Source organism: Mycobacterium sp. 3519A (assembly GCF_900240945.1).
Taxonomy (GTDB): Bacteria; Actinomycetota; Actinomycetes; order Mycobacteriales; family Mycobacteriaceae; genus Mycobacterium.
This window is the reverse complement of record NZ_OESG01000014.1, coordinates 1,371,711-1,397,953: the sequence shown is the minus strand read 5'-3', so window position 1 is coordinate 1,397,953 and position 26,243 is coordinate 1,371,711. Positions and strand designations below refer to the sequence as shown.

Genomic DNA, 26,243 nt, shown 5'->3' with positions numbered 1-26,243 from the left:
GGTGAACGCTGCGCGACTTGCTAGCGTCCGCCAGTGCGCAATCTACGAAGAGCCGTCGTGGCCGTGTTGCTGCTCAGTGCTTTGGTGCTCAGCGCATGCGGTTCGCAGGCGGGCAACGGCGAGAACCCGGTCAAGTCGGCGGGCGTGCTGCGGGTGGGCACGGAAGGCGTGTACTCACCGTTCAGCTACCACGACCCCGCCACCGGTCAACTGGTCGGCTACGACGTGGACGTCGCCCGCGCAGTAGCCGACAAACTCGGCGTCAGGGTCGAATTCGTCGAGACTCCATGGGATTCGATCTTCGCGGCGCTGGAGGCCAACCGATTCGACGTGGTCGCCAACGAGGTCACGATCAACGACGAACGCAAGGCCAAATACGACCTGTCCGAGCCGTATTCCGTCGGCGAAGGCGTCATCGTCACCCGCGCCGACGACAATTCGATCTCCTCGCTCGCGGATCTCAAGGGTAAGGTCGCCGCGGAGAACGCCACGAGTAACTGGTCGGACGTGGCCCGTAAGGCCGGGGCGCGGGTCGAGGCGGTCGAGGGGTTCACCCAGGCGATCAAGCTGCTCAACCAGGGCCGGGTCGACGTCGTGGTCAACGACAGCATCGCGGTGTACGCCTATCTGGCCGAGACGGGCGACAAGACCGTCAAGATCGCCGGAAACGTCGGCGAGAAAAGCGAACAGGGGTTCGCCGCGCGCAAGAACAGCGGGTTGCTGCCCGACCTCAACAAGGCCCTCGACGAACTGCGCGCCGACGGGACGCTGGCCGACATCTCGCAGAAGTATCTGAAAGCCAACGCATCTGGAGCGCCGGCAGCGACACAGGGCCAAGCTGAGCCGAAGTCGACGTGGGACTTGGTCCTCGACAGCCTCGGGCCACTGGCCAAGGCGGCGATCACCAAGACCGTTCCGTTGACGGTGATCAGCTTCGTGATCGGGCTGGTGATCGCATTGGCGGTGGCACTGGCCCGGCTGTCGTCGAATCTGGTGCTGACCAACGTGGCACGGTTCTACATCTCCGTCATTCGCGGAACCCCGTTGCTGGTACAGCTTTTCATCGTGTTCTACGCGCTGCCGGAGTTGGGGGTCAAGATCGATCCGTTCCCGGCCGCCGTGATCGCGTTCTCGTTGAACGTCGGCGGCTACGCGGCCGAGATCATCCGTTCGGCGATCCAGAGCATTCCGAAGGGCCAGTGGGAGGCCGCCGAGACGATCGGCCTGAATTATGTTGGGACACTGCGGCGCATCGTCTTACCGCAGGCCACCCGGGTGGCGGTGCCGCCGCTGTCGAATACGTTGATCTCACTGGTCAAGGACACGTCGCTGGCGTCGACCATCCTGGTCACCGAGTTGCTGCGGCAGGCCCAGATCATCGCCGCGCCGACGTTCGAGTTCTTCGCGTTGTACGGCACGGCGGCGGTGTACTACTGGGTGATCTGCCTGGCGCTCTCCTTCGGTCAGGGTCGCATTGAACGTCGGTTGGAAAGGTATGTGGCGCGATGACGGAGAACCGTGTGGTGGCCGAGGGTGTGCACAAGGCCTTCGGAGACAACGAAGTGCTCAAGGGTGTTTCGTTCACCGTTCCGCAGGGCTCGGCGACGACGATCATCGGGCCGTCGGGTTCGGGTAAAACGACTCTGCTGCGGGCGCTCAATGCGCTCGATGTGCCCGACGCCGGGGTGATCCGCGTGGGCGAAGTCGAGTTGGACTTCTCCAAACCGGTAGCCAAGGACGACTTGCGCCGCTATCGCGCGCAGAGTGGCTTTGTGTTCCAGTCGCACAACCTGTTTCCGCACAAGACGGTGCTGCAGAACATCACCGAGGGACCCGTCTTCGTGCAGAAGCGGCCGAAGGAACAGGCCGAGGCCGAAGCGCTGGAGTTGCTCGGTCAGGTCGGCCTCGTCGAGAAGCGCGACCAGTATCCGTATCAGCTCTCAGGTGGCCAGCAGCAGCGCGTCGGGATCGCACGGGCGCTGGCGATGAAACCGAAAGTGGTGCTGTTCGACGAGCCGACGTCGGCATTGGACCCCGAACTGGTCGGCGAGGTGCTGTCGGTGATCAGGGATCTGGCCGTCGAAGGGTGGACGTTGGTGATCGTCACGCACGAAATCCAGTTCGCCAAGCAGGTTTCCGATCAGGTGCTGTTCACCGACCGCGGCGTGATTCTGGAGCAGGGCCCGCCTGCCGAGGTGATCGGCAACCCGAAAGAGGAGCGCACCCGCCAGTTCCTCGACCGAATCCTCAACCCGCTGTAGCTCCTTCCCGTGAGCGACCGTGTTTGTGCGCCGACACGCCGTGATCGTATGGACAAACGCGGTCGCTCGCGCTATTGGTCCCGAAGCCCCCATGGTGAACCGTAGGCCGTCAACAGCTCGAGGAACGGCACCGAGTCGAACGCCTCCGGGCCGAGCACACCGCTACCGCTCCACGTGCCGGTGGCGAGAAGCTCAAGCGCCACAACGGGATTGATTGCGGTCTGCCACACCACACATTGGTGGCCGTACTCGGCCATCGACCACTGGTTGTCCACGACGTGGTAGAGGTAGGTCGATCGCGGCTTGCCGTCCTTACCTGTGCCGGTCACCCACAGGCCCGCGCATGTCTTCCCGTGCATCCTGGGTCCGAGCGTGGCGGGATTCGGTAGGCAGGCGGCCACCACATCGCGCGGACTCACCTGGACGCCCCCGACGGTGACCTTCTCGGTGCGGTCCAGGCCGAGCTTGTGCAGCGTTTTGAGCACGTCGATGAACTCCGCGCCCAGTCCGTACTTGAAGGTCGCGCGTTTGCAGTTCACCCAGCGCGGCATCAGGAGCACTTCTTCGTGCTCGACGTTGACGCACTCGACTGGGCCGATTCCGTCGGGAAAATCGAAAACCTCTGGCTCGCTGAATGGTTCGGTGGTGAACCAGCCACGGTCCGCCTCCCAGATCACCGGCGGGTTGAGACACTCCTCGATGGTTGTCCAGATGGAGAACGACGGTGCGAAGTCGTAGCCGTCGACGGTCAGATTGGAACCGTCGCGGGTGCCGAGTTCGTCGATGTCGGAGAACAGATGATCGGCGGCGTATCGGGCGAACACGTCGGAAAGCCCGGGTTCCACGCCGATTCCGACGAGGGCGAGGCGACCCGCGTCTTTCCACTGAGACTCGACCGCGAACTGCTCGTCGCCGAGTTTGACGCCGGTCAGTTCGTACGGCCGGTCCGGATGCCGCTGCGACAGGCTCATCGCCATGTCGAGGTAGTCGGCTCCGCCTGCCAGCGCCCCGTTGAAGATCGGCATCACGAACCGCGGGTCCACGGCGTTCATCACATGGGTGATGCCGTCGCGGCGAACGAGTTCGGCGACGGCGTCGGCGGACGTCGCGTCGACCCGCGACGCCGAGAAGCGCTTGTCACCGACGGCGTCGGCGGCGTGCTGCGCACGCGTCTCGTCGTAGTCGCTGACCACGATCTGCTCGAAGAAGTCCCGCCGCGCCGCGATCGCACAGAACGCCGATCCGACGCCCCCGGCCCCCACCAAAAGAATCCGCATGCGCTAGACCGTACCGGGATGGATTCCGAAGCAAAAGCCGAATCCTACGACTGATTCCGTAGTCGCTACAGCACCCGCTCCGGGTAGTACCGGCCGAGCACGTCCGCGCGCAGGTCGTCGAAATCGCCCGAGCGGATCGATACGCGGATGCGGTCGACGAGCCGGATCACGAAGCGTTCGTTGTGAATCGTGCACAGCGTCTTGGCCAACAGTTCTTTCGCCTTGAAAAGGTGGTGCAAGTAGGCCCGGGTGTAGTGCGCGCAGGTGTAGCAGTCGCAGTCGTCATCGATCGGATTGAAGTCGCGCCGGAATCGGGCATTGGTGACGTTGAAGCGTCCGGTCGGGCCGTAGACCGCGGCGTTGCGCGCGACGCGCGACGGGGACACGCAGTCAAAGGTGTCCGCGCCCGCGGCGACGGCGTCGAACAGGTCGTCGGGCTCACTGATGCCCAGCAGATGACGCGGCTTGTCCGCGGGCAGTTCGCTGCTGACCCAGCCGACGATGGTGGCCAGGTTCTGCTTCTCCAGCGCCCCACCGATGCCGTAGCCGTCGAATCCGCGCCCGTCCTCGTCGACGATTGTGGTCAGCCCGCGGGTGGCCTGCCTGCGCAGGTCCTCGTACTGCGCACCCTGCACCACGCCGAACAACGCTTGCGGCGGCTTCTCCGGATGTAGCGCCGTCAGCCTGCGGTGTTCGGCCAGGCACCGGACCGCCCAGCGGTGTGTGCGCTCGACCGATTCCTCCTGGTAGCCGCGGGTGTTGACCAGGGTGGTCAGTTCGTCGAAGGCGAAGATGATGTCGGCGCCGAGCTTGTGCTGGATGCCGATCGACACTTCTGGGGTGAAGCGGTGCGTCGACCCGTCGAGATGCGAGCGGAAGGTGACACCGTCGTCGTCGACGTGGGCCAACCTTTCCTTGCCCTCGGCGATCACGTCGTCGGCCTGCACCCGGTCGGTGTCCATGGCCAGCACCTTCTTGAACCCCGCGCCGAGCGAGAGCACCTGGAACCCGCCGCTGTCGGTGAAAGTCGGCCCGTGCCAGTTCATGAACGCCGCAAGGCCGCCGGCCTCCTCGACGATGTCGGGTCCCGGCTGCAGATACAGGTGATAGGCGTTGGCCAGAACCGCTTGTGCGCCAAGCTCTTTCATGGTTTCCGGCAGCACGGCCTTGACGGTGGCCTGGGTGCCTACAGCGATGAACGCGGGCGTGTGGATGTCCCCGTGCGGGGTGCGGATGACGCCGGCGCGCCCGAACCGTCCCGGCAATTCTGCGTCAACGCTGAAGAAGTCCTCGGGCACGCCGTAGATTCTGCACTGTGAGAATCGCGGGGGTGGCCGCCGCGGCGGCAACGCTGGTGGTCGCGGGGTGTTCGTCGGGTCCGCCGGACTACAAGCCGGGACCGGGCATGCTGGTCGCGGGCACCGCGCAGGTGACCGTCAACGGGCAGAACATCGGCACCACCGAGGCGGTGGACTGCACACCGGCGGGTTCACTGACCACCATCACCACTGGCGACCAGACGTCGGGCGTCACGACGCTGATCTCGAACAAGGATGCGCTGACCACCGAGGCCGTCAGCATCAACAACGTCGGCGGCTTCACCGGCAGCTACAACCGCGGCCTCGGCGGCGAGGCGAAGGTGACCATGACCGGCAGGACCTACGACATCACCGGTACCGCCGACGGCTTCGACGTCGCCAACCCCAGCTTCCGCACCGCCGGCACGTTCGCCATCAAGGTCGCCTGCTAGGGCGCCAGGAACCGGACGATCGCCTCGGCGAGTTCCTCGCCCGCGTCCTCCTGCAGGAAATGTCCGGCGTTGGCGATGACCGGATGCTCGACGCCCTGGGCGCCCCGCATCTGGCTCTTGAAGATCGGGGCCATGGCTCCGGTGATCGGGTCGCTGTCGCTGAATGCGACGAGCATCGGAGTGGTGCTGTCGCACAACGCTTTCCACGCGGCGCGGTTGGCCGCCGACGCGGGATTGTCGGGCGCGGTCGGAACCAGCCCCGGCATCGCGCGGGGGCCGGCGCAGCAGGCGTCGTCAGGGAACGGTGCGCTGTAGGCCGCGCGCACTTCGTCGGTGACGGGACGCGCGCACCCGGCGACCACCCACGATCCGACGTCGAGTGTCGGTGCGGCCTGGATGGCCTTGCGGAAGTTCCACCAGATCTCGGGCATCGGGTGGTCGCCGGTGGGCAGGCCGGTGTTGGCGACGACGATGCGCGCGAACCGATCGGGGTGCTCCGCTGCGACCCGCAGTCCGATCAGACCACCCCAGTCCTGGCCGACCAGCGTCACGTCGTGCAGGTCGAGCACGTCGAACGCGAGAGCGCGCATCCACTCGACGTGCCTGGCGTAGGTGTGGTCTTCGATCCTGGTCGGCTTGTCGGATCGACCGAATCCGACCAGGTCCGGACAAATGACCCGATATCCGGCCGCCGCCAGGATCGGCATCATCTTGCGGTACAGAAACGACCACGACGGCTCGCCGTGCAACATCAGCACCGGATTGCCGTCCGCGGGGCCGTCTTCCACCCACGCCACCCGCAGGTGTCCACCGTCGCCGTCGTCGACTTCGCAATACTTTGCCGGATAACCGAATTCAGGCAGATCGGCAAAACATTCGTCCGGTGTGCGCAACGTCTGCATGCGGGCAACCTACCGGAGCTTCCTGACGCCACCCTGCCGGTCGCATCAAGCGCAGATAACGATCGGCCCGTGCCCAGGCAAATTTTTCGGCAAATCGCCATATCCGCGCTGAACAGGCCAACATACTGTCCGGGATGATCCGCCGATCTTGACGGATCACGACAACACGAAGGAGAACAGTCGTGAAGCGTGGGTTCGTGGTCGCCGTAGGCGGCGCGGCGATTGTCATCGCCGGTCTGTCCGGCTGTGGTTCGGGCGAGAAGAAGTCCGAGACGAGCGGCGAGACGTCTTCCGCGGCGTCTGCACAAGGCAAAACCACCGTCACGATCGATGGACAGGATCAGAAAGTGCAGGGCACCGTCGTGTGCAGCTCGATGGGCGGAAACATGAACATCGCCATCGGTGACGCCGCGACCGGCATCGCGGCGGTGGTGAGCGAAGACGGCAAGACAGTGCAGTCGGTGGGTCTCGGCAACGTCAACGGTGTGACGCTCGGCTACCAGGCCGGCGCCGGCCAGGGCGACGCGAAGGCCGAGAAGGACGACAAGACCTGGAAGATCTCGGGCACCGCGACCGGCATCGACATGGCGAACCCCATGCAGCCGGTGAACAAGCCCTTTGAGATCGAGGTCAGCTGCCCGTAGCCAGGTGGACCGGATTCGATGCGACGGCGGCGGCTCCGTGAGGGACCGCCGCCGTTGTCGTGAGAAGCGTCAGGCAGGCAGCCGGTACCCGGCCGCGGACTGGCGCAACTGCCAGATCTGCGCGGGGCACAACTCGTTGACGGCCTGGTTGATCAGGTAGGCGCCCTGGTAGTAATCGGCCGTGTTGAAGTCGGCCTTGACCTGGTCCACCAACTGCGCGTAGCTCATCTTGGACGCGACGCGGTCGCAGATGCTGTTGCCGTAGCCGATTGCGGCGTCGGCGTTGGGGAAGTTGTAACCCGGCCGCACGTGCACGTTGACGAGGTAGGCCACCACATCCGCGTTCGCAGGCGGGGCCAGCGCCACCGTCGAGCACAGGCCCACGAAGAGCACGGCAACGAGCGACTTCATGCGTAGTGAGCCTAATGCGCACCCCGCCGAAGCGCAGCCACCTACGCTATGGCGCATGAAGCTGATGGCTGCAGTGGTGCTCGGTTGCGGATTCATCGCGGCACCGATGGTGTCGGTGACAACCGCATCGGCGGTACCGGTGTCGTGTGACGGGACAGCGCCGTCGTGCGTTCCGTATATCGAGCGCGGCGCAGTCCTCGGCGACGGATGTGCCGCGAACACCCGCTACAACCTTGCGCTCGATGCCTCCGGCGGCACGTTGGCGTGCAGCGCCAAGGGGCAGTGGATCGCGTCGCCGCCGCTGGTCGGCATCCGCACGCTGCGCTCGCAGTGCGGTGAGGACAAGGGTGTGGCGTTGACCATCGACGGCGTGACGATGAGCTGCATCGGCGGCGCGTGGAGCGCCGACTACACGGTGCCCTTCGCCTGACGGTGCTTTCGCGCCCGCTTGCGGTCACGCTCACCGGCCAGGCGGTGGCGTTGCGCGGAGCGGCGGTGCTCTTCCACGTCTCCGACGTTCCGATCGGCGGCTTGCTCATGCATCTCCGCCGCCTGATCGTGCGCAGCGGCGGCTGACATCAACTTCTCGACTGCGGCGAGGCGGGCCTTGAGCGCGCGGAACTTGGCCTCTTCGGCGCGCTGGGCGGCGGTCCTGGTGTCCTCGGCTGTGACGGGGTCGCCGTTGAGCAGTCGCGCGCGAAGCTCTCTGAGTTCCTTGGCGCGCTGTTGCGCCGCTTCGCGGGGTGTCTCACCCATATGACGCCTCCTGGCGCAGAATCCTAAGCAAAGAACCGCTCAGACGCGTGTCAACCCGTCAGCGCTGCGGCCGGGGTTGACCCAGGATGCGGCCGCGCCGATCACCATCATCACCGCGGCCGCGGTGAACACGACGACGAGGCCGGCGTGGAACGGTCCGGAGATCAGGTGGGGGAAGAAACTGTTACCGGTCAGCGTCGCGGCGTTCACGCCGGGTTGATGCAGCGCCCCGGATGGTTGAAGTAGTTGGGCAATGGGGTTGTAGCCGAGGAACGCCGCGAACAAGCTGCCGACCGGCGGCAGGTCCGCGATCTGGTGGGCAACGCCTGCGGCCACACCTTGTTGTTGCAGCCCCGAACTCAGCGCCGCAGGCAACGAGTGCGCCAGGCCCGCGATCATCAGCGAGAAGAAGGTGCCGATCGACAGCGACATGCCCGCGTTGGTGAAGGTGGCCCGAATACCGGATGCCGCACCGCGTTCGGCAGCGGGCACGCTGGACATGATCGCGGCGGTGTTGGGTGAGGTGAAGATGCCGCCGCCCAGCCCGTTGAGGAAGATCAGCGCGGCGAAGAGCCGATAGTCGAAGTTCACCGGAATGACCACCAGCGCAATGAAAGTAGCTCCCATCAACGCCAACCCGCCGATGGCAAACGGGCGCGAGCCCAAGCGGTCGGACAGCGTTCCCGACAGCGGTCCGGCCACCAGAAAGCCGACGGTCATCGGCAGCATGTAGATGCCCGACCACAGCGGGGTGGATTCGAAGCTGTAGCCGTGCAGTGGCAACCAGATCCCTTGCAGCCAGATGATCAACATGAACTGCAGGCCGCCGCGGCCCACTGCGGACATCAAGCCTGCGAGGTTGCCGAGCGCGAACGGTTTGGACCGGAACAACCGGATGTCCATCATCGGTGCGCGCGCCCGCATTTCGACCAGGCCGAGCAACGCCAGCATGCCTGCCGCCACGCAGATTGCGCCGAGCACGACGGGGTTGGTCCAGCCGGTGGAATGCCCGCCGTAGGGCTGAATCCCGTAAGTGATGGCGGCCAGCAGCACCGTGAGTCCGATGCCGAACAGCAGTGTGCCGGGCCAGTCGAAGCGCGCCGGGGTCCGAACGCCCACCTCGCGCAGCGAGCGGTAACTCCAGATGGTGCCGGCCAGTCCCAGTGGCACGCCGACCCAGAACACTGCGCGCCAATCCCATTCGGAGAGCACGCCGCCGATCAACAGGCCGAGGAACTGGCCCGCGATGGCCGCGACCTGGTTGACGCCGAGCGCCATTCCGCGCTGCCGGGCGGGAAACGCGTCGGTGAGGATGGCCGCCGAACACGCCATCAGCATGGCGCCGCCGATGCCCTGAAAGACCCGCCAGCCGATCAGCCAGACGGCACCACCGCCGAGGTGAAACGGATCGAATGACAGCGCGACGGCGCCGACCGTGAAGAGGACGAAGCCCAGGTTGTAGATCCGGACACGCCCGAAGATGTCGCCGAGTCGTCCCAGCGGGACGACGAGCACCGCCGTCGCGACCAGATATCCCATCAGCATCCAGAGCAGATAGCTGACGTTGCCGGGGGCGAGAGGGTTGAGTCCGATGCCGCGGAAGATCGCAGGCAGGGAGATCAGCACGATCGAGCTGTTGATCGCCGCAAGCAGCGCGCCCAACGTGGTGTTGGACAACGCAACCCACTTGTAGTTGGGGTGTTCTCGGTCCATTCGGCTGCGGCGCCGCGCCGTTTCGGCCGCGGCCTGCGCCTTGGAGTCGACTATCGGCGGTGAGGCGTCCAGGTCGGTGGTCACGGGTCGCGGTTACCCACGTACGGTGAAAGCACCTCCGGTTCAGCATGATTCACAGCAGATGCCCAGGTGTTGACGACGAACCTGAGCGTTTGCTGAAACCCGTTTCACGGCAACAGAATTGGGAATCCGCGTCGGCATGACTCACATGGTGGTGTTGGCAGCGTCGAACAACGTCGAGGCTGCAGGTTTGATACTGCGCGGCATCAAAGGCGTCTTCGTTGCGATCGGCAGCATCATCGCTGCGATCGTCTGCGGACTGGTGGCCGCGATGAAAGGCCGAAATCCCCTGGGTTGGGGGATCGCCGGACTGTTCTTCAGCATCCTGACGCTGATCGTCGTCATCGTCATTCCACGGAAGAAGTCGTGACGGCGCCGCGCGACACCAAAGATGGTGTCGGTGCCCGCAGCGGCGAGGCTAGAACCAGACTTTTCGGCCGCCGACAGGGCGACCAACCGCGCCGAGGATCCACAGCACGACGCCGACCACGATGAGGATCGCGCCGATGGTGTAGAGGATCGACAGGCTCGTGAAGTAGCCGATTATCAGGAGGATGATGCCGAGGATGATCATGGTGACTCCGTCTGGAGGCGAACGAACTTAGGACTGCGAACGGAATTGCCAGATCCGTCAAAATCGAAACCTGCCATGCCGGATTGGGCGGAGACGGACGATCATCAGCGGAGTGCACCTACCCCTGCTGGCGCTACTCGCCGCCATCGGCCTCGTCGGAGGAATCGGCATCACGACCGTCGGACCCGGCGGCGTCCTGCCCACCATCGGCCTTCTGGCCTTGACGGGACTGTCACCGGCTCAAGTGGCCGGTACGGCCATCGTCACGCACGTCGCCACAGGAGCGGTGGGAACCTGGGCCTACACCCGCTCGGGTCAACTTCGCGCGCGTAATACCTTGCGTATCGCCCTCATGCTGGGCGCGACCGCTCTTCTCGGCACCACAGCCGGGGTTGTCGCCGGCACGCTGGTTTCGAAGGAGATCTTCACGGTCATCGTCGGTGCAGTCGTCGCGGCCGCCGCTGGAATGCTCTGGTACCGCGGCCGTTCCGACGCCCCACCACTCGTCGACCTGCCGACCGCGGTGGTCGTCGCGATCGGGTTGTCTGTGTCGGCCGTCAGCGGGCTGGTGGGCATCGGCGGGCCGATGTTGACGGTGCCGCTTCTCGTTGCAGCGGGCCTGCCCGTGCTCCAATCGGTGGCCTGCGCGCAAGTGCAATCGATCGTCATCGCGACGGTAGGGACCCTGGGATACCTGCTCCACGGCACGATCGACTGGCCGCTGGCCGGCCTCATCGGTATCCCCGAACTCGCCGGCGTGCTCATCGGTTGGAAGCTCGCGCACGCACTACCCACCCGGGTCCTGCGGATCGTCCTCATCGCCGCGCTGTGCGTACTCGCCGTGTATCTCATTGCCGGGTGATTCACCGCGGCGCTCTGCCGTTATCAGAACTTCAGAAAACCACAACTGAATCGGCAAATTGCGCGACCACACTCGATGCTGCACACGAAAAACCGTGAAGCAAAGAGGAATTGACGAAATGAAAGCAATTGTCATTGGCGCTGCAACGACATTGGGCGTCTTGGGTATCGCGACAGCCGGACCGGCGTCGGCCACTCCAGCACTGTTTGCCAACGGATTTGGCAACGCACAGGACACCGTCAACACCTTGGCGGCCAGAGGCTACAACGTGGCGCTCAACGGCGCGGTGGCCAATCCGCTGTCCGGCTGCAAGGTGACCGGAGTCGAAGGGCTCAACGATTCGAACGTCACCGCCAGCGGAACCCGAATAGACACCGCTGGTTTCGACACTGTCTATGTCGACATCCTGTGCAGGGGCGGATAAATGACGCGTGACAGCGAATGGAGGAGAACGGAATTGAGTAAGGAAAAGAAAATGATGGGGACCATTCTCGGCGGTTTTGCGGTCGCCGCGTTCGCGACACTGTCGGTCATCACCACGCATCACGCAGACGCGATGGACCAAGCGGCCGGCTCAGGAGGCAACGTGACCGCTGCGACCCAGAAGCCATCGGCGCCGCCCCACAGTCCACCCATCCCCTTCGCCAAGCCCGCCATCACCGGGCCCGCCAAGCTGCCGCCTGAAGAGCAAGGGCTTCCCGGGGACTAGCCGCGGACAGCGGGCGCGGCCACTGCAGGAAGGGCTTTCGCAGTGGCCGCGCCACTAGTTGGTCATGACGTGCGCAGCGCGCGAAGCGAATCCCCCAACGTCCAAATGGCCACTCCGATCAGAACGAGATCTTTGAGCAGGAACTGACCCGGTTGAGCCGACAGCACCGGCACGCCCGCGAGGTGGCCAACCACCACACCCGGCGTCGAGAACAGAAAACTCAACGTGCCGACGAAGAGCACGACAGCCAACGCGCTTCCGACAAACGCAGCGCGAGGCCAACGCGGCCCGACGGCGATCAGCACCGCGGCGACGATCTCCATCGTGCCCAACCCGCGGGCCACCGCCACCGGGCTCAGGAAGTCGAAAATCCAACTCATCAGCGGACTGTGCTGGATGAGCACTTTGGCGTCCATCTTCAGGTATTTCCCGAACCCGATCCAAGCCAGGACGACGACCAGCCCGTAGCGGGTGATCAACTGGCCTGCGTCGATCAGGACTCTGTCGAAACGTGTGGTGGCGATTGTTGAAGTGGTGGTCATGCGTCGAGCGTTACGTCGCACGATGACGTTTGATTGGTCAGTTTCTGACGATTTTCTGAAGAAGTGCGCTTGCGGCCATTCGCAGCCAGTTCACGGCGGAATTCACAGGCAGTATGGGGTCATGAGTATTGACGTGGCCCCGCCGCAGGGGCTTCGTGCGTTGGTCGTCGACGACGAGACGCCGTTGGCGTCTGTGGTGGCCGGCTACTTGAAGCGCGAGATGTTCGAGGTGCACCTGGCCCACGACGGGCACAGCGCACTGGATCTCGCACGCGAGGCCGATCCAGATGTGGTCATCCTCGATATCGGTCTGCCGGGTGTCGACGGCGTCGAGGTGTGCAGGCAGCTTCGCGCCTTCTCCGATGCATACGTGGTGATGTTGACCGCACGCGACACGGAACTCGACACCATCGTGGGGTTGTCGGTCGGCGCCGACGATTACGTCACCAAACCGTTCAGCCCGCGCGAGTTGGTAGCCCGGGTGCGCGCGATGATGCGGCGACCCCGACGCACGCCGGACACAAACAGCGAAACGGTCAGCCCCCCACGGAGGTTCGGCATACTGCAGATCGACGTCGATGCCCGTGAAGTGCATCTCGACGGGTCACCGGTGATGCTCACCCGAACCGAATTCGACATCTTGGCAACGCTTTCGGCACGCCCTGGAGTGGTGTGGAGCAGAGGTCAACTGCTGCAATCGGTATGGGGCGACACGTGGGTCGGCGCCGACAACGTGGTCGACGTCCACGTCGGCCGTCTTCGCCGCAAGTTGGCCGACGACCCCGCGGCGCCGCGCTATGTCGTCACCGTGCGCGGCGTCGGATACCGGATGGGGGCGGGCTGATGCCGAGCAGGCGCGGGATCGGACTGCGACTGCTGGTGACGATTCTGGTTGTCGTCATCGCAGGGATGGCGACCACCACGGTCGTGGCGATGACCGTCGGGCCGCCGATGATCCGCCGCTTGATGGATCAAGCGGTGGTGCCTGGGCTCAATGGCAGTCATCCCTATGAGCGCGCCTTCCGTGAGGCGACCGCGCTGTCGGTCGGTATTGCGCTGGCCGTGTCGGCAGTGGCGACGCTGTCGCTGAGCTACTACCTGAGCAGACGGGTGCACCGCTCGGCGACCGCGCTATCGCGCGCAGCGTCAGCAGTTGCCAACGGGCATTACGACATTGCCGTTCCGGCACCCGGGCTCGGCAAGGAGTTCGACGCCGTCGCCGCCGCGTTCAACACGATGGCGCAACGGCTCGGTGCCGCGGAGGACACGCGTCGGCAGATGCTGGCCGACCTGGCGCATGAGATCAGGACGCCGGTGTCGGTGCTGGAGGCGTACATGGAGGCGCTCGAGGACGGGGTGCAACCACTGGACGCGGAAACCGTTGCGACACTGCGCGACCAGACCCGACGCCTGACTCGGTTCAGTGTCGACGTGACGTCGCTGGCGGTCGCGGAACGGCGCACGACGTTCATCGACGCGGTCTGGACATCACCGGCGGAGCTGGTCTCATCGGCGGTGTCGGCATTCGCGCCCCGGTACAGCGCCAAGGGGGTGGCGCTGCGTGCGCAGACCACGGCCGAGGTGCCGAAGCTGTGGGCCGACCCCGAACGGCTCGCACAGGTAATGAGCAACCTGCTCGACAACGCGCTGCGCCACACCGCTGCGGGCGGCGAGGTCAGCGTGCTGATGTTCGACAACGACGACGAACTGGTCATCGCGGTCTCCGACACTGGAATTGGCATAGCGCCCGAACACCTCGGCCGCTTGTTCGACCGGTTCTACCGGGTCGACTCGGCCCGCGACCGCAGGCAGGGCGGCGCAGGTATCGGGCTGTCGATCGCCAAGGCGTTGGTCGAAGCGCATGGCGGCCGCATCGAGGCGCACAGCGAAGGACACGGCACGGGGTGCACCATCAGTTTTCGCCTGCCCTACCGCGGACTAGTGCACGCCGAGGGCGCGGAGATGGTCGATCATGGTGTCGACAGCCGCCTCGAGGGGCGCGGTGTCCCGGCGCACCTGACTCAACAGCAGGCCGCCCTGGATGGCTGCCAGCATGGCGAGGGCGATCGAATCGACGTCCGCGTCGGGAGGTAGTTCGCCGCGCGCGGCGATAACGCCGAGTCCGTCCCGAATCATGGTCTCCCACCGAGTAAATGACCGTGCGAGGCGAGCACGGGCCAGTGGGTCGGTTTCGGTGAGTTCGTTGGCGAGGGATCCGATGGGACAGCCGCCTTCGCAGCGGCGGTCGCGCACCAGGTCGACCATGATGTCGCGCCATCGGCGCAAGTCGTCGAGGGACTCGAGGTGGTCGAGACCGAGATGCTGCACGGCGAGCACCTGGTCGGTTTGCATGTCGATGACAGCGGCGACCAGATCGCTCTTGTCGGCGAAGTAGTGGTACATCTGCGATGTGCTCACGCTGGCAGCGTGCTGAATGTCCTCGATGGTGGTGCCTGCGACGCCGCGTTGCAGCATCAACTCGGCTGCGGCGGCCACGATCCGGTCCCGCGTTGCGCGTCCCTTCGGAGTCAGCTTTGGTTGCGAAGTGGTGCGCATTCGGGGACCTCATTTTCTGGAGTTGACACTCCATTTTTGCAGGCGCAGACTCGCGAAGCGAGTACCCGTGCCAAACCCGCTCTGCGACAACGGCATCGACTGAAAGGCGAGTGATGTCCACCTCCGCTGAAGCCAATCCCACCACGATCGCCGGCCGCGTCGCCGCAATGCAGGCGGCGATGGCAGACCAGATCCCCAACGAGGTACTCGGCGTGTTCGGTGCGGAGCAGGCCGGTCTCGATGAACGCGGGATCCCGTCGGGCGTTGCCGAACCCGGTGAGACGTTGGGCGATTTCGACCTCATCGACGCGCACGGCGAGGCCACGAAACTGTCGGCCGCAATCGGTGGCCGTACCGCCGTGGTGGTGCTCTACCGCGGCGTGTGGTGTCCGTACTGCAATCTGGCGCTGCGCGCGTATCAGGAGGACCTCGCCCCGGCCCTGGCCGACAGGGGCGTCGTGCTGGTGGCGGTCAGCCCGCAGAAGCCCGACGGGTCGCTGTCGGTCAAGGAGAAGAACAAACTGAGTTTCACGGTGTTGTCGGATCCTGGCAACGCGGTCGCGGGCCGTCTCGGGGTGATCACCGAGCCCACGCAAGAGGCGCAGGCGGCGCAACGTGCGGGCGGACTGAACCTGGCCGAGGTCAACGCCGACGGCACCGTGGGTCTGCCGATGCCGACGGTCGTCGTCGTGGACGAGTCCGGGACTATCCGCTGGATCGACGTGCACCCCAACTACGCGACGCGCACGGAGGTCAGCGACATCTTGGCAGCGCTGGACGCGCTGTGCTGACCAGGCAATTTCTTGGCGGTGGCGGAGGGATTTGAACCCTCGGACGGGGGTTACCCGTCACACGCTTTCGAGGCGTGCTCCTTAGGCCGCTCGGACACGCCACCGCGTGGCAGCTTACCGGCCGACCGCGGTACTGATCCAATCGCTTCCGTGACCAACCGGATCCAGGCCCTGCTCGGCGTCGAGTATCCCGTCGTCCAGGCGCCGATGACCTACATCGCCAGGGCCGAACTGGCCGCTGCCGTCTCCGAGGGCGGCGGCCTCGGCATGATCGAGACGCTGACCCCCGACGGCCGCGCCGACCTGCGCCGCGTACGCGAACTCACCGACCGCCCGGTGGCGGCCAACCTGATGATCCAGGGCTGGAAGCGCGATCCGTCGATCGTCGACGAACTGGTCGCAGCCGAGGTGCGGCACGTCTTCACCTCCGCGGGCGACCCCGCCCTGTTCACCGCCCGACTGCACGACGCAGGCATGATCGTCGTCCACGTCGTCGGATCGCTCAAGGGCGCGAGGAAGGCCGCCGACGCGGGCGTCGACGCCCTGGTGGTCGAGGGTGTCGAGGGTGGTGGGTTCAAATCCGCCCTCGGCGCGTCGACGCTGGTCCTGCTCCCCCTCGTCGCCGACGAGGTCGACCTGCCGATCATCGCGGCGGGCGGCATCTGCGACGCCCGTTCCGCGGCCGCCGCCGTCGTACTCGGCGCCGAAGGCGTTCAAATGGGCACCCGGATGCTCGCCAGCCACGAGGCCGCCGTGCATGCCAACTTCAAGAACGCGATCATGGCCGCCGCCGACGACGGCACCGTGATGCTCGACATCCCCGGCAACCCGACGATGCGGGTACTGCGCACCGGCCTCGCCGCCCGGGTTGCCGCCAACGATCCCGACGTACAAGTGCTCGGCCGGATCACCGACCTCTACTTCGACGGCGATATGGACGCCAGCGTCGCCAACACCGGCCAGGTGTCGTCGCGGATCATCGACCTGCAGCCAGCGGCGCAGATCGTCAAGCAGACTTGGTCGGAGATCGAAAACGTGTTGCGCGACGGCGGATCTCGGCTCGGTTAGTCCGATCGCTGCCTGATGCTCTTCGCGCAAACGCTCATCGCTGCCTGATGCTCTTCGCGCAAGCGCTCATCGCTGCCTGATGCTCTTCGCGCAAGCGCTCATCGCTGCCTGATGCTCTTCGCGCAAGCGCTCATCGCTGCCTGATGCTCTTCGCGCAAGCGCTCATCGCTGTCGCGCGAAGAACGCCTCCAGCGGCGCCGCGCATTCGGCCGCCAGTACCCCGCCGCGCACTTCGGGCCGGTGCGTCAGCCGACGGTCACGCACCACGTCCCACAACGACCCGACCGCCCCCGTCTTCGGTTCCCACGCCCCGAACACCAACCGCGCGACGCGGGCCATCACCAGCGCGCCCGCACACATCGTGCAGGGCTCGACCGTGACCGCCAGCGTCGCGCCCTCCAACCGCCAGCCGTCACCGAGCGCGGACGCCGCCGCGCGCATCGCCAAAATCTCCGCGTGCGCGGTCGGGTCACCGAGTTCCTCACGCATATTGGCCGCGCGCGCCAGTTCGATGCCGTCCGCGGCGACGATCACCGCCCCGATCGGCACATCGCGAGGCCCCGCCGCACCTGCGGCCTCCAATGCAACCCGGATCAGGTCCTCGTCAGACTTCACCGACCCAAACGGTCGAGCACGGCCGACAGCTCATCCGCGAAACCCATCTCCCGCGCGATGCGGCCCAACTGCTCGTCGGCGTAGAGGTCGGATTCGTCGAGGATGACGCCCAGCACCGCCTCCGGCAGGCCCACGTCGGAGAGCAGGCCGAGGTCGCCCTCCTCGAACGGGTCGGCCTCCTCGAGTTCCTCCGGTGATATGTCGTTGTCGAGTTTCTCCAGCACCTCGGCGGCGATGTCGTAGTCCAGCGCAGCCGTCGCGTCCGACAGGAACAGCCTGGTCCCCGCTGGCGCGGGTCGCACGATCACGAAGAATTCGTCGTCGACGTCCAGTAGGCCGAAAACGGCACCAGCGCTACGCAACTCGCGTAGTTCGGTCTCCGCTGCGGCCAGGCTGTTCAACGCGGCCTTGCGCATTGCCGAACAGCGCCACTTGCCGTCCTCGCGGACGACGGCAACCCCGAACCCGTCGGGCATGTCTGCCGCCGGTGCACCCTGTGCTCCCATGAGGGGTAACGGTAGTCCCGAGGTCGAGGGTTTACCAGCACTGGAGACCAAGGCTGACGTCGGACGATGCGGTTCGTGTGCCAACCTTGCAAGGTGACGAACACACCGATTTGTGTGGTGGGGCTCGGGCTGATCGGCGGCTCGGTGATGCGGGCCGCCGCGGCCGCGGGGCGTGAGGTCTTCGGGTACAACCGCTCGATCGACGGGGTACAGGCGGCGAAGTTCGACGGGTTCGACGCCACCGAGAACCTCGACGAAGCGTTGGCCCGGGCCGCTGCCAGCAACGCCCTGATCGTGCTCGCCGTGCCGGTGCCTGCGTTACGCGCGATGCTGGCCCGCATCCGCGACACCGCACCGGATTGCCCGTTGACCGATGTGACCAGCGTGAAGAGTTGCGTGCTGGACGAGGTCCGCTCGTTCGGACTGCTCGACCGCTTCGTCGGCGGCCACCCGATGACCGGGACCGCGCACTCCGGATGGTCGGCGGGCAACGCCCGCCTCTTCGTCGGCGCGCCGTGGGTGATCGCCGTCGACGACCACGTCGACCCCGACATCTGGACGCTGGTGATGAACCTGTCGCTGGACTGCGGATCCGTCATCGTCCCGGCGCGCTCCGACGAGCACGACGCGGCCGCAGCCACGATCTCGCACCTTCCGCACCTGCTGGCTGAGGCGCTGGCGATCACGGCGGGCGAGGTCCCGCTGGCGTTCGCATTGGCGGCGGGCTCGTTCCGCGACGGCACCCGGGTCGCGGCCACCGCGCCCGACCTCGTCCGCGCCATGTGCGAGGCCAACGCCGACCAACTGCTGCCCGCATTGGAACGCACGCTCGCGCTGCTCGGCCAGGCGCGCGACGCGCTGGCCGCGAAGAACCCGCTGACCGACCTCGTCGAACCGGGACACGCCGCCCGCATCCGCTACGACAGCTTCAGCAGGCCGGACATCGTCGCCGTCGTGATCGGCGAGGAGAACTGGCGCGAAGAACTCGCCGCGGCGGGCCGGGCCGGCGGCGTGATCAGATCCGCTCTGCCAACCCTGGGTAGTCGAGGATGAAACCGTCCTCGTCGACCGTGATGGTGGTCTCGGCGACCGGCGAATGCAGCTTGATCCCGTCGGGCGCGCTGCTGTAGGTGATGACCGCGGGCTCCACCGACAGCTCGGGCAACCGCACGTACACCACTGGGCAGGTGATCGAGTCGCTGCGCTGATAGAGCCCGGTGCGCCGGATCGGCAGCGCGTTGAAGAACGGGCTGAAGATCACGTCGACGTCGAGCGCGCCTTCGTAGGCGGCGCGTTTGGTCTCGCCGGTGTGCTGCTGCACAAGCCACATGTTCTCTTCGTCACGCGCGATCGACAGTTGGCGTTCGCGTTCGGCGAGCGTGACGGTCAGCGACAGCCGTTTGGTGCCGCCTCCCTCGTCGGTGACCAAGTCGTAGGAGGCCGAGAACGCCGGATGTGACGGCGTCGCGGCGGCAACGATTCTGCCGTGCGCCTTGATCCGGTTGCCCGACAGCTGAACCCGAACGGATTCCATCCTCGGGACGTCATGGGCACGCCAGGTCAACGTTCGCGGCCACGAGCCGCGGGCGCTATCCATCTCCTCAGAGCGACCGTCACTCATACCTCTACCGTAGGCGAAGGACCGCCTCGTTCGTAGCGGGCTACCGAAGTGCTTTCGGGACGCGGCCCGGACTCGAGCGCCACCTCGTCGCCGAGCAGCGGTTGCGGCATTTTCCGACGCCCTTGCAACCGGCCCGTGCCTGGCACGGACAGCCAGACCGCGAATGCGAGCACGGCGTCGAGGATCAACGCCAGCGCGGTGACCATGAGCGCGCCCACCAAGGCGAGGTAGAACTCCCGCACCTTGATCCCGTCGATCAGGTACCGCCCCAGCCCGCCGAGACTGGCGTACGCGGCAACGGTCGCGGTCGCGACGATCTGCAGCGTCGCGGTGCGCAACCCGCTGAGGATCAGCGGCATCGCGTTCGGCACCTCGACCCGCAGCAGCACCCGGGACTCCGTCATCCCCATCGACCTGGCCGCGTCGACCACCAGCGGATCCACGTTCGCGATCCCGGAGTACGTACCTGCCAACAGCGGCGGGATGCCCAGCAGCATCAGCGCCACGGTCGGCGGGACCAGGCCGAGTCCCCAGAGCAGCACGCCAAGCAACAGCACACCCAGCGTGGGCAGCGCGCGAAGCGCGTTGACGCCGGTGACCACCAGAAAGGTGCCGCGGCCGGTGTGCCCGATCAGCATCCCGATCGGAACGGCGATCAACGCCGAGAACAGGACCGCGACGACGGTGTACTGCAGGTGCTCGAGGATGCGCGCGGTCAGGCCGGCGGGACCGCCCCAGTTGGCCGCGGTGAAGATGAACGAAAGTGCCTGCTGCAGAAAGTTCATGCGGCCGCTCCTGCGGTGACTTTCTGGCGACGGGCCCTAGGCGTGTTGGTCGCCCGGGTCCACGGCGTCAGCGCCTTCCCCGCGAGCATGATCAGCGTGTCGATGACGATGGCCAACACGAAGATCGCGATGATGCCCGCGATGATCTGGTCACTCTTGTTGGCCTGATAGCCCTCGGTGAACCACGTGCCAAGGCCACCGATTCCGATCACCGAGCCGACGGACACCATGGAGATGTTCGTGACGGCCACCACCCGCAGGCTGGCGGTGAGCACCGGAACAGCAAGTGGCAGTTCGACTTTCAGTATTCGGGCGATCGGTTTGTAGCCAACCGCCGTGGCTGCGTCCAGCACCGCGGGTGACACCGCGTCCAGCGCCTCGGGCACCGCGCGCACCAGCAACGCCACGGTGTAAAGCGTCAGCGCGACAATGACATTGGCTTCGTCGAGGATGCGGGTCGGGATGACGAGCGGCAGCACCACGAACAGCGCCAGCGACGGAATCGTGAAGATGATGCTCGCCGTGACGGTCGTCAGCCTGCGCAACGCCGTGGTCCGCTGCACCAGCGCGCCGAGCGGCACGGCGATGATCAACCCCAGGACGACCGGCACCAGGGACAGCCGCAGGTGGATCAGCGTCAGCGTCCACAGATCGTCCAGGTGCGTGAGCAGATACCGCATCTGCTACCCCAGTTCCGGTACGCGGCGCTGCTCGCGCAGCAGCTTGAGCACATCGTCGGCGCGCACACCACCGATCAACTGGCCGTCCTCGCCGACCGCCACACCCAACCCGGACGGTGACGACAGTGCGGCGTCGAGAGCCTGCCGTAGCGTGCCGTCCGGCCGGAAGAACGAACCACCGCCGATGGTGCTGTCGTACAGGGAGTTTCCTTTGCGGTGGACCTCGACGCCCTCGGCGTTGATCCAGGCGTACGGTGTGCCGTCGGCCCTGGTGACCAGCGACCACTCGCCCGGTTCCAGCATCAGGCCGTCGACGTCGTCGTCCACGACGGTCTTGATCTCGTGCAGCGGCAGGCCGGTCGCATGGAAGAATTGCAGACCGCGGTAACCGCGGTCGGCGCCGACGAATCCCGAAACCAGTTCGTTGGCGGGGTTCGACAGCACGAACGCGGGGTCGGCGTATTGCAGCAGTGTGCCACCGCGGCCGAACACCGCGACCTTGTCGCCGAGCTTGACCGCCTCGTCTATGTCGTGGGTGACGAATACGATCGTCTTGCGCAATTCGCTTTGCAGCCGCAGGATCTCGGTCTGCAGTTCCTCGCGCACCACCGGGTCGACCGCGCTGAACGGTTCGTCCATCAACAGGATCGGCGGATCTGCGGCCAAGGCGCGGGCGACGCCGACGCGCTGCTGCTGACCGCCGGACAGCTGCGCCGGATACCGGCTGCCGAGCTTGGGATCCAGTCCGACGCGTTCCATCACTTCCAGTGCGGATTTGCGTGCGCTGCGCCGTGATTCGCCGCGCAGCACCGGCACCGTGGCGACATTGTCGACCACCCTCAGATGCGGCATCAACCCCGCGCTCTGGATGACGTAGCCGATACCAAGGCGCAGCTTCACCGGGTCGACCTTGGTGACGTCCTTTCCGTCCACGGTCAACGTGCCCGAGGTCGGGTCGATCATCCGGTTGATCATCCGCATGGACGTGGTTTTGCCACAGCCGGAGGGACCGACGAAAACCGTGAGCGTTCCCTGCGGAACCTCCAGTGTCAGGTCGTCGACCGCGACGGTGCCGTCGGGATACTTCTTGGTGACGTTCTCGAATGTGATCACTTTTTCACCGGCTTGTCGAAACCGTTGTCCTTGATCCACTGTGCCGCTGCCTCGTCGGGGTCGACTCCCTTGTTTCCCTCGACGGCCGTGTTGAGTTGGATCAGCGCCTCGGTGGTCAGTTTGGCGCTCACGGCGTCCAGCACTGTCTTGAGTTCGTTGGACATCTTCTGCGAAGCCACCAGCGGAACGACGTTGGCGGCGAGGAACACGCTCTTCGGGTCTTCGAGCACCACCAGTCGATTCTGCTCGATCGCCGGTGACGTGCTGAAGATGTCCGCGGCGGTGATGGTGCCGCTCGTCAGCGCCTGCACGGTGGCCGGGCCGCCGCCGTCACTGATCGCGATGAAATTCGCGGGAGTGATGTCCAATCCGTACTTGTCCTTCAGACCCACCAGGCCCGTCACGCGGGTCTGAAACTCCGACGGGCCGCCGACTTTCACCTCGGGCGAGTGCGCCGCCAGGTCGGCGATGGACTTCAGGTTCCACTTCTGCGCCGTCGCCTCCGTCACCGCGAGGGTGTCCTTGTCCTCCGCGGGTGACGGATACAGGATCGACAGATCGCCGGGGAGCGCCTTGAGCAGACCCAGCAGCACCGCGTCGGGCGTGGTCGCCTGCGTCTCCTTGTCGAAGTACTGCAGCAGATTGCCGGTGTACTCCGGGATCAGGTCGATGGAATGGTCCTGCACCGCGGGGATGTAAGTCTCGCGGCTGCCGATGCCGAACTGGCGGCCCACGGTGAAGCCGTTGGCCTCCAACGCCTGGGCGTAGATCTCGGCGATGATCTTCGATTCCGTGAAGTCGGCGGAGCCGACCTTGATCGACTTCAGATCGCCGGATATCTCGCCGCCGCCCAGCGGATTGGAACTGCCGCACGCTGCGGTTATCAGCGCGAGGACGGCGGCCAAAATCGCCAGGATCGATCTACGGTTGCTCGACATTCCCAAGGGTCCTCTCGGCGCATAGGCTCCCCCGGACACTAGCGAGATGCGCGTGAGAACGCCGCCCTTTGCGTCACCGTGCGCGCCGATATGGTTTCTTTCGATGCCTGAAGGGGCAAAGATGAAGCCATGACCAGCGATCCCTCTGCCTCGCCCGATCGCCCGTTGGGCGAGGTTCCGCCGCTGCCCCCTGCAGAGCCGGATCCGACGGCCACGCCCGGTGAATACCTGGTGTCACCGAAGTCTGCGGTCAAGTTCACCCGCGCCGCGGCGCTGTGGTCGGCGCTCATCGTCGGCTTTCTGATCCTGATCTTCCTGCTGGTGTTCATCATGCAGAACACTGATTCGGCGACCATCCACTTCTTCGCGTGGGAGTGGAATCTGCCGTTGGGCGTTGCGATTCTGCTCGCCGCGGTGTGCGGCGGGCTGCTGACCGTCGCGGCCGGTACCGCGCGCATCATTCAGCTGCGCCGCGCGGCCAAGCGGAATCTGAAGGCGGGTCTCTAGCCGGCGGCGCGCACTTGGGCCGCGATCACCTCGGGGTGGGCGTACGGGATCATGTGGTTGCCGTCGACCGTGAGCAGTCGTGTACCCGGCAGGGTGTCGGCCAGCCGGCGGGCGTGGTCGATGCTGATCAGTTTGTCATCAACGGCGGCGATGATCACCGACGGCACACGAATCTGCGCGACGTTGTCGTCGATCCAGCGTGAGGTGTCGTCGAACTCGAGTTGCTCGGATTCATACGCGGCCAAGTTGCCGGGCGACATGGTCACCGACAGCAGCCTGCGCGCGTAGGCGGGGTCCACCGGGGCAGGCTCGAACGCACGCCTTGAGCCACCGGTCGCGATGAGGCGCTTGATCACGTCGCCCGCGGTCACGTCGACGAGCGTCCGGACGACCGGCAGTTGCGTGAAGCGGATGTAGCGGGCGTTGAACCGGTCCATGAACTGCGACCTGGTCCCGCCTGCGCCCGGCGCGACGAGGATCATCTTGGCGATGTCCTGCGGATAGCGACGGGCGAGTCCCAGCGCCACTGCGCCGCCGAACGAGTGCCCGACCACGATCGCCGGGGAAAGTCGCAGCTGCGTGAGCATTTCGTGCATCAGCTCGATCTGCTGCTGATACGGCAACCAGCCGCCCTTCGACCAGCCGAACCCCGGCCGGTCGAGCGCGATCACGTGCCTGCCTTTCAGGTGAGGCAGGACCTGGTCGAAATCGTTGTGCGTGCCGGGCAATCCGTGGATCATCACGACGGGCGGGCCGGCGCCGGGCTGCTCGCGGTAGTGAATGTCCTTGCCCCGCAGGCTGATATATGTTCCGTCGGAACCAGGCATGGCCGGCAGCTTCGCGACGGTGAGGTTGACCACCGTCAGCACCACGATTAGCAGCACCACTGACCAGAGGCCGAAACGGACGAACCGGCGCATCTCAGCCCAGCACGCGTAAGCCCTCGGCCACCAGCGGCGCCACCGCCTGGTCCACCGCGTCGGCATCGTCGGCGACGCCGCCACCCATCCTGGCCCGGAACGCGATGCCCGCGGCGATGATGGCCACCTTGAAGTAGCCGAGCGCGATATAGAAGTCCCAGTTGTCCAGCGGCTGTTGCGCCGCAACGGAATACCGGTTGGCCAGTTCGTCGACGTCCGGCATCAACGGTGACGCCCATGCGGAGGCGGCGTGGATCATGTTGAACATCGGATGCCGGTACACGCACATCAGCGCGGCGTCGCTGAGCGGATCACCAAGCGTGGACATCTCCCAGTCCAGTACGGCAACCACCTTGGTGGCGTCGTTCGAGTCCAGGATCGTGTTGTCGATCCGGTAGTCGCCGTGCACGATCGAACTGCGGCTCTGCGGTGGAATCGCTTCTGCCAGAGCCGAATGCAATCTTCTGACGTCGGCGTCGCACGGATCGTTGTCGCGACGGACCAGCTCCCACTGCCCGCCCCAGCGCCGCACCTGCCGTGCCAGATAGCCGGTGGGCTTGCCGAAGTCGCCGAGACCGACAGCGTCGGGGTCGACTGCGTGCAGATCGGCGAGCACCCGGATCAGCGCGTCGACGCAGTCGCTGATGACGGTCTTGTCGCCGAGCTTCTCCAGTTCGTCGTCGTGGCGAACGACGCGTCCTTCGACGTGCTCGACCATCTGGAACGGCGCACCGAGCACGGAGTCATCGTTGCGCATCGCGACGGCGCGCGCGACCGGCACCGGGGTGTCGGCCAGTGCGGCCACCACCTTGTACTCGCGCGCCATATCGTGCGCGGACGGCGTCAGGCCGTGCAACGGCGGCCTGCGCAGCACCCACTTGGAGGCGTCGTCGAACACCAGGAAGGTGAGGTTCGACCTGCCGCCGGAGATCAGCTCGGCGCGCAGTTCACCACTGCGCGGAATGCCGATGGACTGCAGGTGGCGGTCCAGGGCGTCGAGATCGAGCCCTTCGAGCGAGGTAGTCATCGGGTCTTTCCTACCACCGCTGGTTTCGCGGCAGCAGGTCCCATACGTGCTCGGTGCCGTTGACGGCGGCGACGTACAGGTCGCCCTTGCGCGACGACAGCAGCCTGGTGATTCCGGCGTAATCGACGTTGACGCACAGGATCCTCTCGGTGCGCATGATGGTGTGTACCAGCCCGTTGATCACCCCGCCGTGGGTGAACACCGCGACCGTGTCCTCGTGCTCGCCGGCGTCGGCGATCGCGCGGATCCCCTCGTTGATGCGGGCCAGGAATGCGTCTTCGTCGACGCCGCTGGGCAGGTGGCCAGCGGCCAGCCGCGCGAGTTGCTCAGGGTACTCGGCGGCGATCTGCTCGACGGGGATGTAGTGAGCCATGTCGCGGTCGTATTCGGCGAGCCGGGCGTCGACCTCGATGGGCAGGCCGAGCACGTCGGCGACAGGTTGCGCGGTCTGCACCGACCGCCGCTGCGGGCTGCTGATCAGCCGCTTGACCGGGAACCGCGCCAGCGCGTCGGGCAGCCTCTTGGCCTGCTCGATGCCTTCCTCGGACAGGTCGGGGTCCGAGCCCTGGCCGGGTTCGCTGCGCAGCGGCAGCGCGTGCCGGATGAGTAGTAATTGCACCGTGCCACCATAGGG

The 26,243-nt window shown here is 65.9% G+C and carries 33 protein-coding genes, 1 tRNA gene and 1 pseudogene; 15 read left to right on the top strand and 20 right to left on the bottom strand.

Features of this window, described 5'->3' with window-relative positions:
- The first annotated feature begins 33 nt into the window (after positions 1-33).
- Positions 34-1,509, top strand: a complete 1,476-nt coding sequence (locus tag C1A30_RS27690; RefSeq protein WP_101951471.1) for an ABC transporter permease subunit — start codon at positions 34-36, stop codon at positions 1,507-1,509.
- Positions 1,506-2,261, top strand: coding sequence for an amino acid ABC transporter ATP-binding protein (locus C1A30_RS27685; RefSeq protein ID WP_101951470.1), 756 nt, complete (start codon positions 1,506-1,508; stop codon positions 2,259-2,261). The genes C1A30_RS27690 and C1A30_RS27685 overlap by 4 nt, the downstream gene beginning before the upstream one ends.
- 71 nt (positions 2,262-2,332) lie before the next feature.
- Here the strand turns inward: C1A30_RS27685 and C1A30_RS27680 are convergent, their stop codons facing one another.
- Together C1A30_RS27680 and tgt are read right to left on the bottom strand one after the other, a co-directional pair.
- A complete protein-coding gene (locus tag C1A30_RS27680) occupies positions 2,333-3,538 on the bottom strand; it encodes a saccharopine dehydrogenase family protein (protein ID WP_101951469.1) in 1,206 nt (401 codons plus the stop codon).
- Between the two features lie 65 nt (positions 3,539-3,603).
- Positions 3,604-4,836 carry a tRNA guanosine(34) transglycosylase Tgt gene (gene tgt, locus C1A30_RS27675; RefSeq protein WP_101951468.1) on the bottom strand — a complete coding sequence of 411 codons (1,233 nt, stop codon included), beginning with the start codon at positions 4,834-4,836 and terminating at the stop codon, positions 3,604-3,606.
- A gap of 17 nt (positions 4,837-4,853) precedes the next feature.
- Here tgt and C1A30_RS27670 point away from each other — a divergent pair, with 17 nt between their 5' ends.
- Positions 4,854-5,288, top strand: coding sequence for a lipoprotein LpqH (locus C1A30_RS27670; protein ID WP_369974187.1), 435 nt, complete (start codon positions 4,854-4,856; stop codon positions 5,286-5,288).
- On the opposite strand, the gene C1A30_RS27665 is transcribed toward C1A30_RS27670, so the two are convergent.
- Positions 5,285-6,190: a haloalkane dehalogenase gene (locus C1A30_RS27665; RefSeq protein ID WP_101951466.1), complete on the bottom strand. Its 906-nt coding sequence runs from the start codon at positions 6,188-6,190 to the stop codon at positions 5,285-5,287. The genes C1A30_RS27670 and C1A30_RS27665 overlap by 4 nt on opposite strands.
- A 182-nt stretch (positions 6,191-6,372) precedes the next feature.
- Between C1A30_RS27665 and C1A30_RS27660 the strand changes: the two genes are divergently transcribed.
- Positions 6,373-6,834 carry a lipoprotein LpqH gene (locus tag C1A30_RS27660; RefSeq protein ID WP_101951465.1) on the top strand — a complete coding sequence of 154 codons (462 nt, stop codon included), beginning with the start codon at positions 6,373-6,375 and terminating at the stop codon, positions 6,832-6,834.
- 69 nt (positions 6,835-6,903) lie between these two features.
- On the opposite strand, the gene C1A30_RS27655 is transcribed toward C1A30_RS27660, so the two are convergent.
- Positions 6,904-7,245, bottom strand: coding sequence for a DUF732 domain-containing protein (locus C1A30_RS27655; protein ID WP_101951464.1), 342 nt, complete (start codon positions 7,243-7,245; stop codon positions 6,904-6,906).
- A 55-nt stretch (positions 7,246-7,300) separates the two neighbouring features.
- On the opposite strand from C1A30_RS27655, the gene C1A30_RS27650 reads away from it, so the two are divergent.
- On the top strand, positions 7,301-7,675 hold the full coding sequence (locus C1A30_RS27650; protein WP_101951463.1) for a hypothetical protein: 375 nt from the start codon (positions 7,301-7,303) through the stop codon (positions 7,673-7,675).
- Here the strand turns inward: C1A30_RS27650 and C1A30_RS27645 are convergent.
- Together C1A30_RS27645 and C1A30_RS27640 are read right to left on the bottom strand one after the other, a co-directional pair.
- Entirely contained in the window at positions 7,654-8,001 is a 348-nt protein-coding gene (locus C1A30_RS27645; protein ID WP_101951462.1) for a hypothetical protein, read from the bottom strand. The genes C1A30_RS27650 and C1A30_RS27645 overlap by 22 nt on opposite strands.
- Positions 8,002-8,040: 39 nt before the next feature.
- On the bottom strand, positions 8,041-9,714 hold the full coding sequence (locus C1A30_RS27640) for an MFS transporter (protein ID WP_101952922.1): 1,674 nt from the start codon (positions 9,712-9,714) through the stop codon (positions 8,041-8,043).
- Between the two features lie 220 nt (positions 9,715-9,934).
- Between C1A30_RS27640 and C1A30_RS27635 the strand changes: the two genes are divergently transcribed.
- Positions 9,935-10,165, top strand: a complete 231-nt coding sequence (locus C1A30_RS27635) for a deoxyribodipyrimidine photolyase (RefSeq protein WP_101951461.1) — start codon at positions 9,935-9,937, stop codon at positions 10,163-10,165.
- 48 nt (positions 10,166-10,213) lie between these two features.
- On the opposite strand, the gene C1A30_RS27630 is transcribed toward C1A30_RS27635, so the two are convergent.
- A complete protein-coding gene (locus C1A30_RS27630; protein ID WP_101951460.1) occupies positions 10,214-10,369 on the bottom strand; it encodes a hypothetical protein in 156 nt (51 codons plus the stop codon).
- 112 nt (positions 10,370-10,481) lie between these two features.
- Between C1A30_RS27630 and C1A30_RS27625 the strand changes: the two genes are divergently transcribed.
- The 3 genes from C1A30_RS27625 (at position 10,482) to C1A30_RS27615 (ending at position 11,940) form a co-directional block, all read left to right on the top strand.
- Positions 10,482-11,231, top strand: coding sequence for a sulfite exporter TauE/SafE family protein (locus C1A30_RS27625; RefSeq protein ID WP_235010229.1), 750 nt, complete (start codon positions 10,482-10,484; stop codon positions 11,229-11,231).
- 94 nt (positions 11,232-11,325) lie between these two features.
- On the top strand, positions 11,326-11,655 hold the full coding sequence (locus C1A30_RS27620; RefSeq protein WP_142392677.1) for a hypothetical protein: 330 nt from the start codon (positions 11,326-11,328) through the stop codon (positions 11,653-11,655).
- Positions 11,656-11,706: 51 nt separating this feature from the next.
- Positions 11,707-11,940, top strand: coding sequence for a hypothetical protein (locus tag C1A30_RS27615; protein WP_101951457.1), 234 nt, complete (start codon positions 11,707-11,709; stop codon positions 11,938-11,940).
- Positions 11,941-12,002: 62 nt separating this feature from the next.
- Here C1A30_RS27615 and C1A30_RS27610 read toward each other — a convergent pair whose 3' ends face one another.
- The gene (locus C1A30_RS27610; RefSeq protein WP_101951456.1) at positions 12,003-12,482 is read right to left on the bottom strand and encodes a DUF417 family protein; all 480 of its coding nucleotides are present in this window, start codon (positions 12,480-12,482) and stop codon (positions 12,003-12,005) included.
- 121 nt (positions 12,483-12,603) lie between these two features.
- Between C1A30_RS27610 and C1A30_RS27605 the strand changes: the two genes are divergently transcribed.
- The gene (locus C1A30_RS27605; protein WP_101951455.1) at positions 12,604-13,326 is read left to right on the top strand and encodes a response regulator transcription factor; all 723 of its coding nucleotides are present in this window, start codon (positions 12,604-12,606) and stop codon (positions 13,324-13,326) included.
- Positions 13,323-14,411, top strand: a pseudogene (locus C1A30_RS27600) (sensor histidine kinase); the annotation flags it as partial. The gene C1A30_RS27605 and the pseudogene C1A30_RS27600, both read left to right, overlap by 4 nt.
- Positions 14,412-14,420: 9 nt before the next feature.
- Here the strand turns inward: C1A30_RS27600 and C1A30_RS27595 are convergent.
- Positions 14,421-15,038, bottom strand: a complete 618-nt coding sequence (locus C1A30_RS27595; RefSeq protein ID WP_101951454.1) for a TetR/AcrR family transcriptional regulator — start codon at positions 15,036-15,038, stop codon at positions 14,421-14,423.
- Positions 15,039-15,151: 113 nt separating this feature from the next.
- Between C1A30_RS27595 and C1A30_RS27590 the strand changes: the two genes are divergently transcribed.
- The gene (locus C1A30_RS27590) at positions 15,152-15,829 is read left to right on the top strand and encodes a peroxiredoxin-like family protein (RefSeq protein ID WP_101951453.1); all 678 of its coding nucleotides are present in this window, start codon (positions 15,152-15,154) and stop codon (positions 15,827-15,829) included.
- A 13-nt stretch (positions 15,830-15,842) separates the two neighbouring features.
- Here the strand turns inward: C1A30_RS27590 and C1A30_RS27585 are convergent.
- Positions 15,843-15,933, bottom strand: a tRNA-Ser gene (locus tag C1A30_RS27585).
- 46 nt (positions 15,934-15,979) lie between these two features.
- On the opposite strand from C1A30_RS27585, the gene C1A30_RS27580 reads away from it, so the two are divergent.
- A complete protein-coding gene (locus C1A30_RS27580) occupies positions 15,980-16,897 on the top strand; it encodes a nitronate monooxygenase family protein (protein WP_101951452.1) in 918 nt (305 codons plus the stop codon).
- A gap of 162 nt (positions 16,898-17,059) precedes the next feature.
- Here the strand turns inward: C1A30_RS27580 and C1A30_RS27575 are convergent, their stop codons facing one another.
- On the bottom strand, positions 17,060-17,512 hold the full coding sequence (locus tag C1A30_RS27575) for a nucleoside deaminase (RefSeq protein WP_101951451.1): 453 nt from the start codon (positions 17,510-17,512) through the stop codon (positions 17,060-17,062).
- A complete protein-coding gene (locus tag C1A30_RS27570; RefSeq protein WP_101951450.1) occupies positions 17,509-18,018 on the bottom strand; it encodes a tRNA adenosine deaminase-associated protein in 510 nt (169 codons plus the stop codon). Before C1A30_RS27570 ends, C1A30_RS27575 begins: the two co-directional genes overlap by 4 nt.
- Before the next feature lie 93 nt (positions 18,019-18,111).
- Here C1A30_RS27570 and C1A30_RS27565 point away from each other — a divergent pair, with 93 nt between their 5' ends.
- Positions 18,112-19,071: a prephenate dehydrogenase gene (locus C1A30_RS27565; protein ID WP_369974186.1), complete on the top strand. Its 960-nt coding sequence runs from the start codon at positions 18,112-18,114 to the stop codon at positions 19,069-19,071.
- On the opposite strand, the gene C1A30_RS27560 is transcribed toward C1A30_RS27565, so the two are convergent.
- Genes C1A30_RS27560 through C1A30_RS27540 form a run of 5 tightly spaced genes read right to left on the bottom strand, consistent with a single transcriptional unit; the run spans position 19,034 to position 23,155 of the window.
- Entirely contained in the window at positions 19,034-19,639 is a 606-nt protein-coding gene (locus tag C1A30_RS27560; RefSeq protein ID WP_200828444.1) for a putative glycolipid-binding domain-containing protein, read from the bottom strand. The genes C1A30_RS27565 and C1A30_RS27560 overlap by 38 nt on opposite strands.
- Positions 19,636-20,424, bottom strand: coding sequence for an ABC transporter permease (locus C1A30_RS27555; protein WP_101951448.1), 789 nt, complete (start codon positions 20,422-20,424; stop codon positions 19,636-19,638). The genes C1A30_RS27560 and C1A30_RS27555 overlap by 4 nt, the downstream gene beginning before the upstream one ends.
- Entirely contained in the window at positions 20,421-21,104 is a 684-nt protein-coding gene (locus C1A30_RS27550; RefSeq protein WP_101951447.1) for an ABC transporter permease, read from the bottom strand. The genes C1A30_RS27555 and C1A30_RS27550 overlap by 4 nt, the downstream gene beginning before the upstream one ends.
- Positions 21,105-21,107: 3 nt before the next feature.
- Positions 21,108-22,217, bottom strand: coding sequence for an ABC transporter ATP-binding protein (locus tag C1A30_RS27545; RefSeq protein WP_101951446.1), 1,110 nt, complete (start codon positions 22,215-22,217; stop codon positions 21,108-21,110).
- Entirely contained in the window at positions 22,214-23,155 is a 942-nt protein-coding gene (locus tag C1A30_RS27540; RefSeq protein WP_101951445.1) for an ABC transporter substrate-binding protein, read from the bottom strand. The genes C1A30_RS27545 and C1A30_RS27540 overlap by 4 nt, the downstream gene beginning before the upstream one ends.
- Positions 23,156-23,284: 129 nt before the next feature.
- On the opposite strand from C1A30_RS27540, the gene C1A30_RS27535 reads away from it, so the two are divergent.
- Entirely contained in the window at positions 23,285-23,662 is a 378-nt protein-coding gene (locus tag C1A30_RS27535; protein ID WP_101951444.1) for a lipopolysaccharide assembly LapA domain-containing protein, read from the top strand.
- Here C1A30_RS27535 and C1A30_RS27530 read toward each other — a convergent pair.
- From C1A30_RS27530 to C1A30_RS27520, 3 genes are read right to left on the bottom strand one after another with little or no spacing between them, the layout of a single operon-like run.
- Positions 23,659-24,549, bottom strand: coding sequence for an alpha/beta fold hydrolase (locus C1A30_RS27530; protein WP_235010228.1), 891 nt, complete (start codon positions 24,547-24,549; stop codon positions 23,659-23,661). The genes C1A30_RS27535 and C1A30_RS27530 overlap by 4 nt on opposite strands.
- Positions 24,550-24,583: 34 nt before the next feature.
- Entirely contained in the window at positions 24,584-25,609 is a 1,026-nt protein-coding gene (locus tag C1A30_RS27525) for a phosphotransferase family protein (protein WP_101951443.1), read from the bottom strand.
- Positions 25,610-25,619: 10 nt separating this feature from the next.
- Positions 25,620-26,228 carry a histidine phosphatase family protein gene (locus tag C1A30_RS27520; protein ID WP_101951442.1) on the bottom strand — a complete coding sequence of 203 codons (609 nt, stop codon included), beginning with the start codon at positions 26,226-26,228 and terminating at the stop codon, positions 25,620-25,622.
- Between the last annotated feature and the right edge of the window lie 15 nt (positions 26,229-26,243).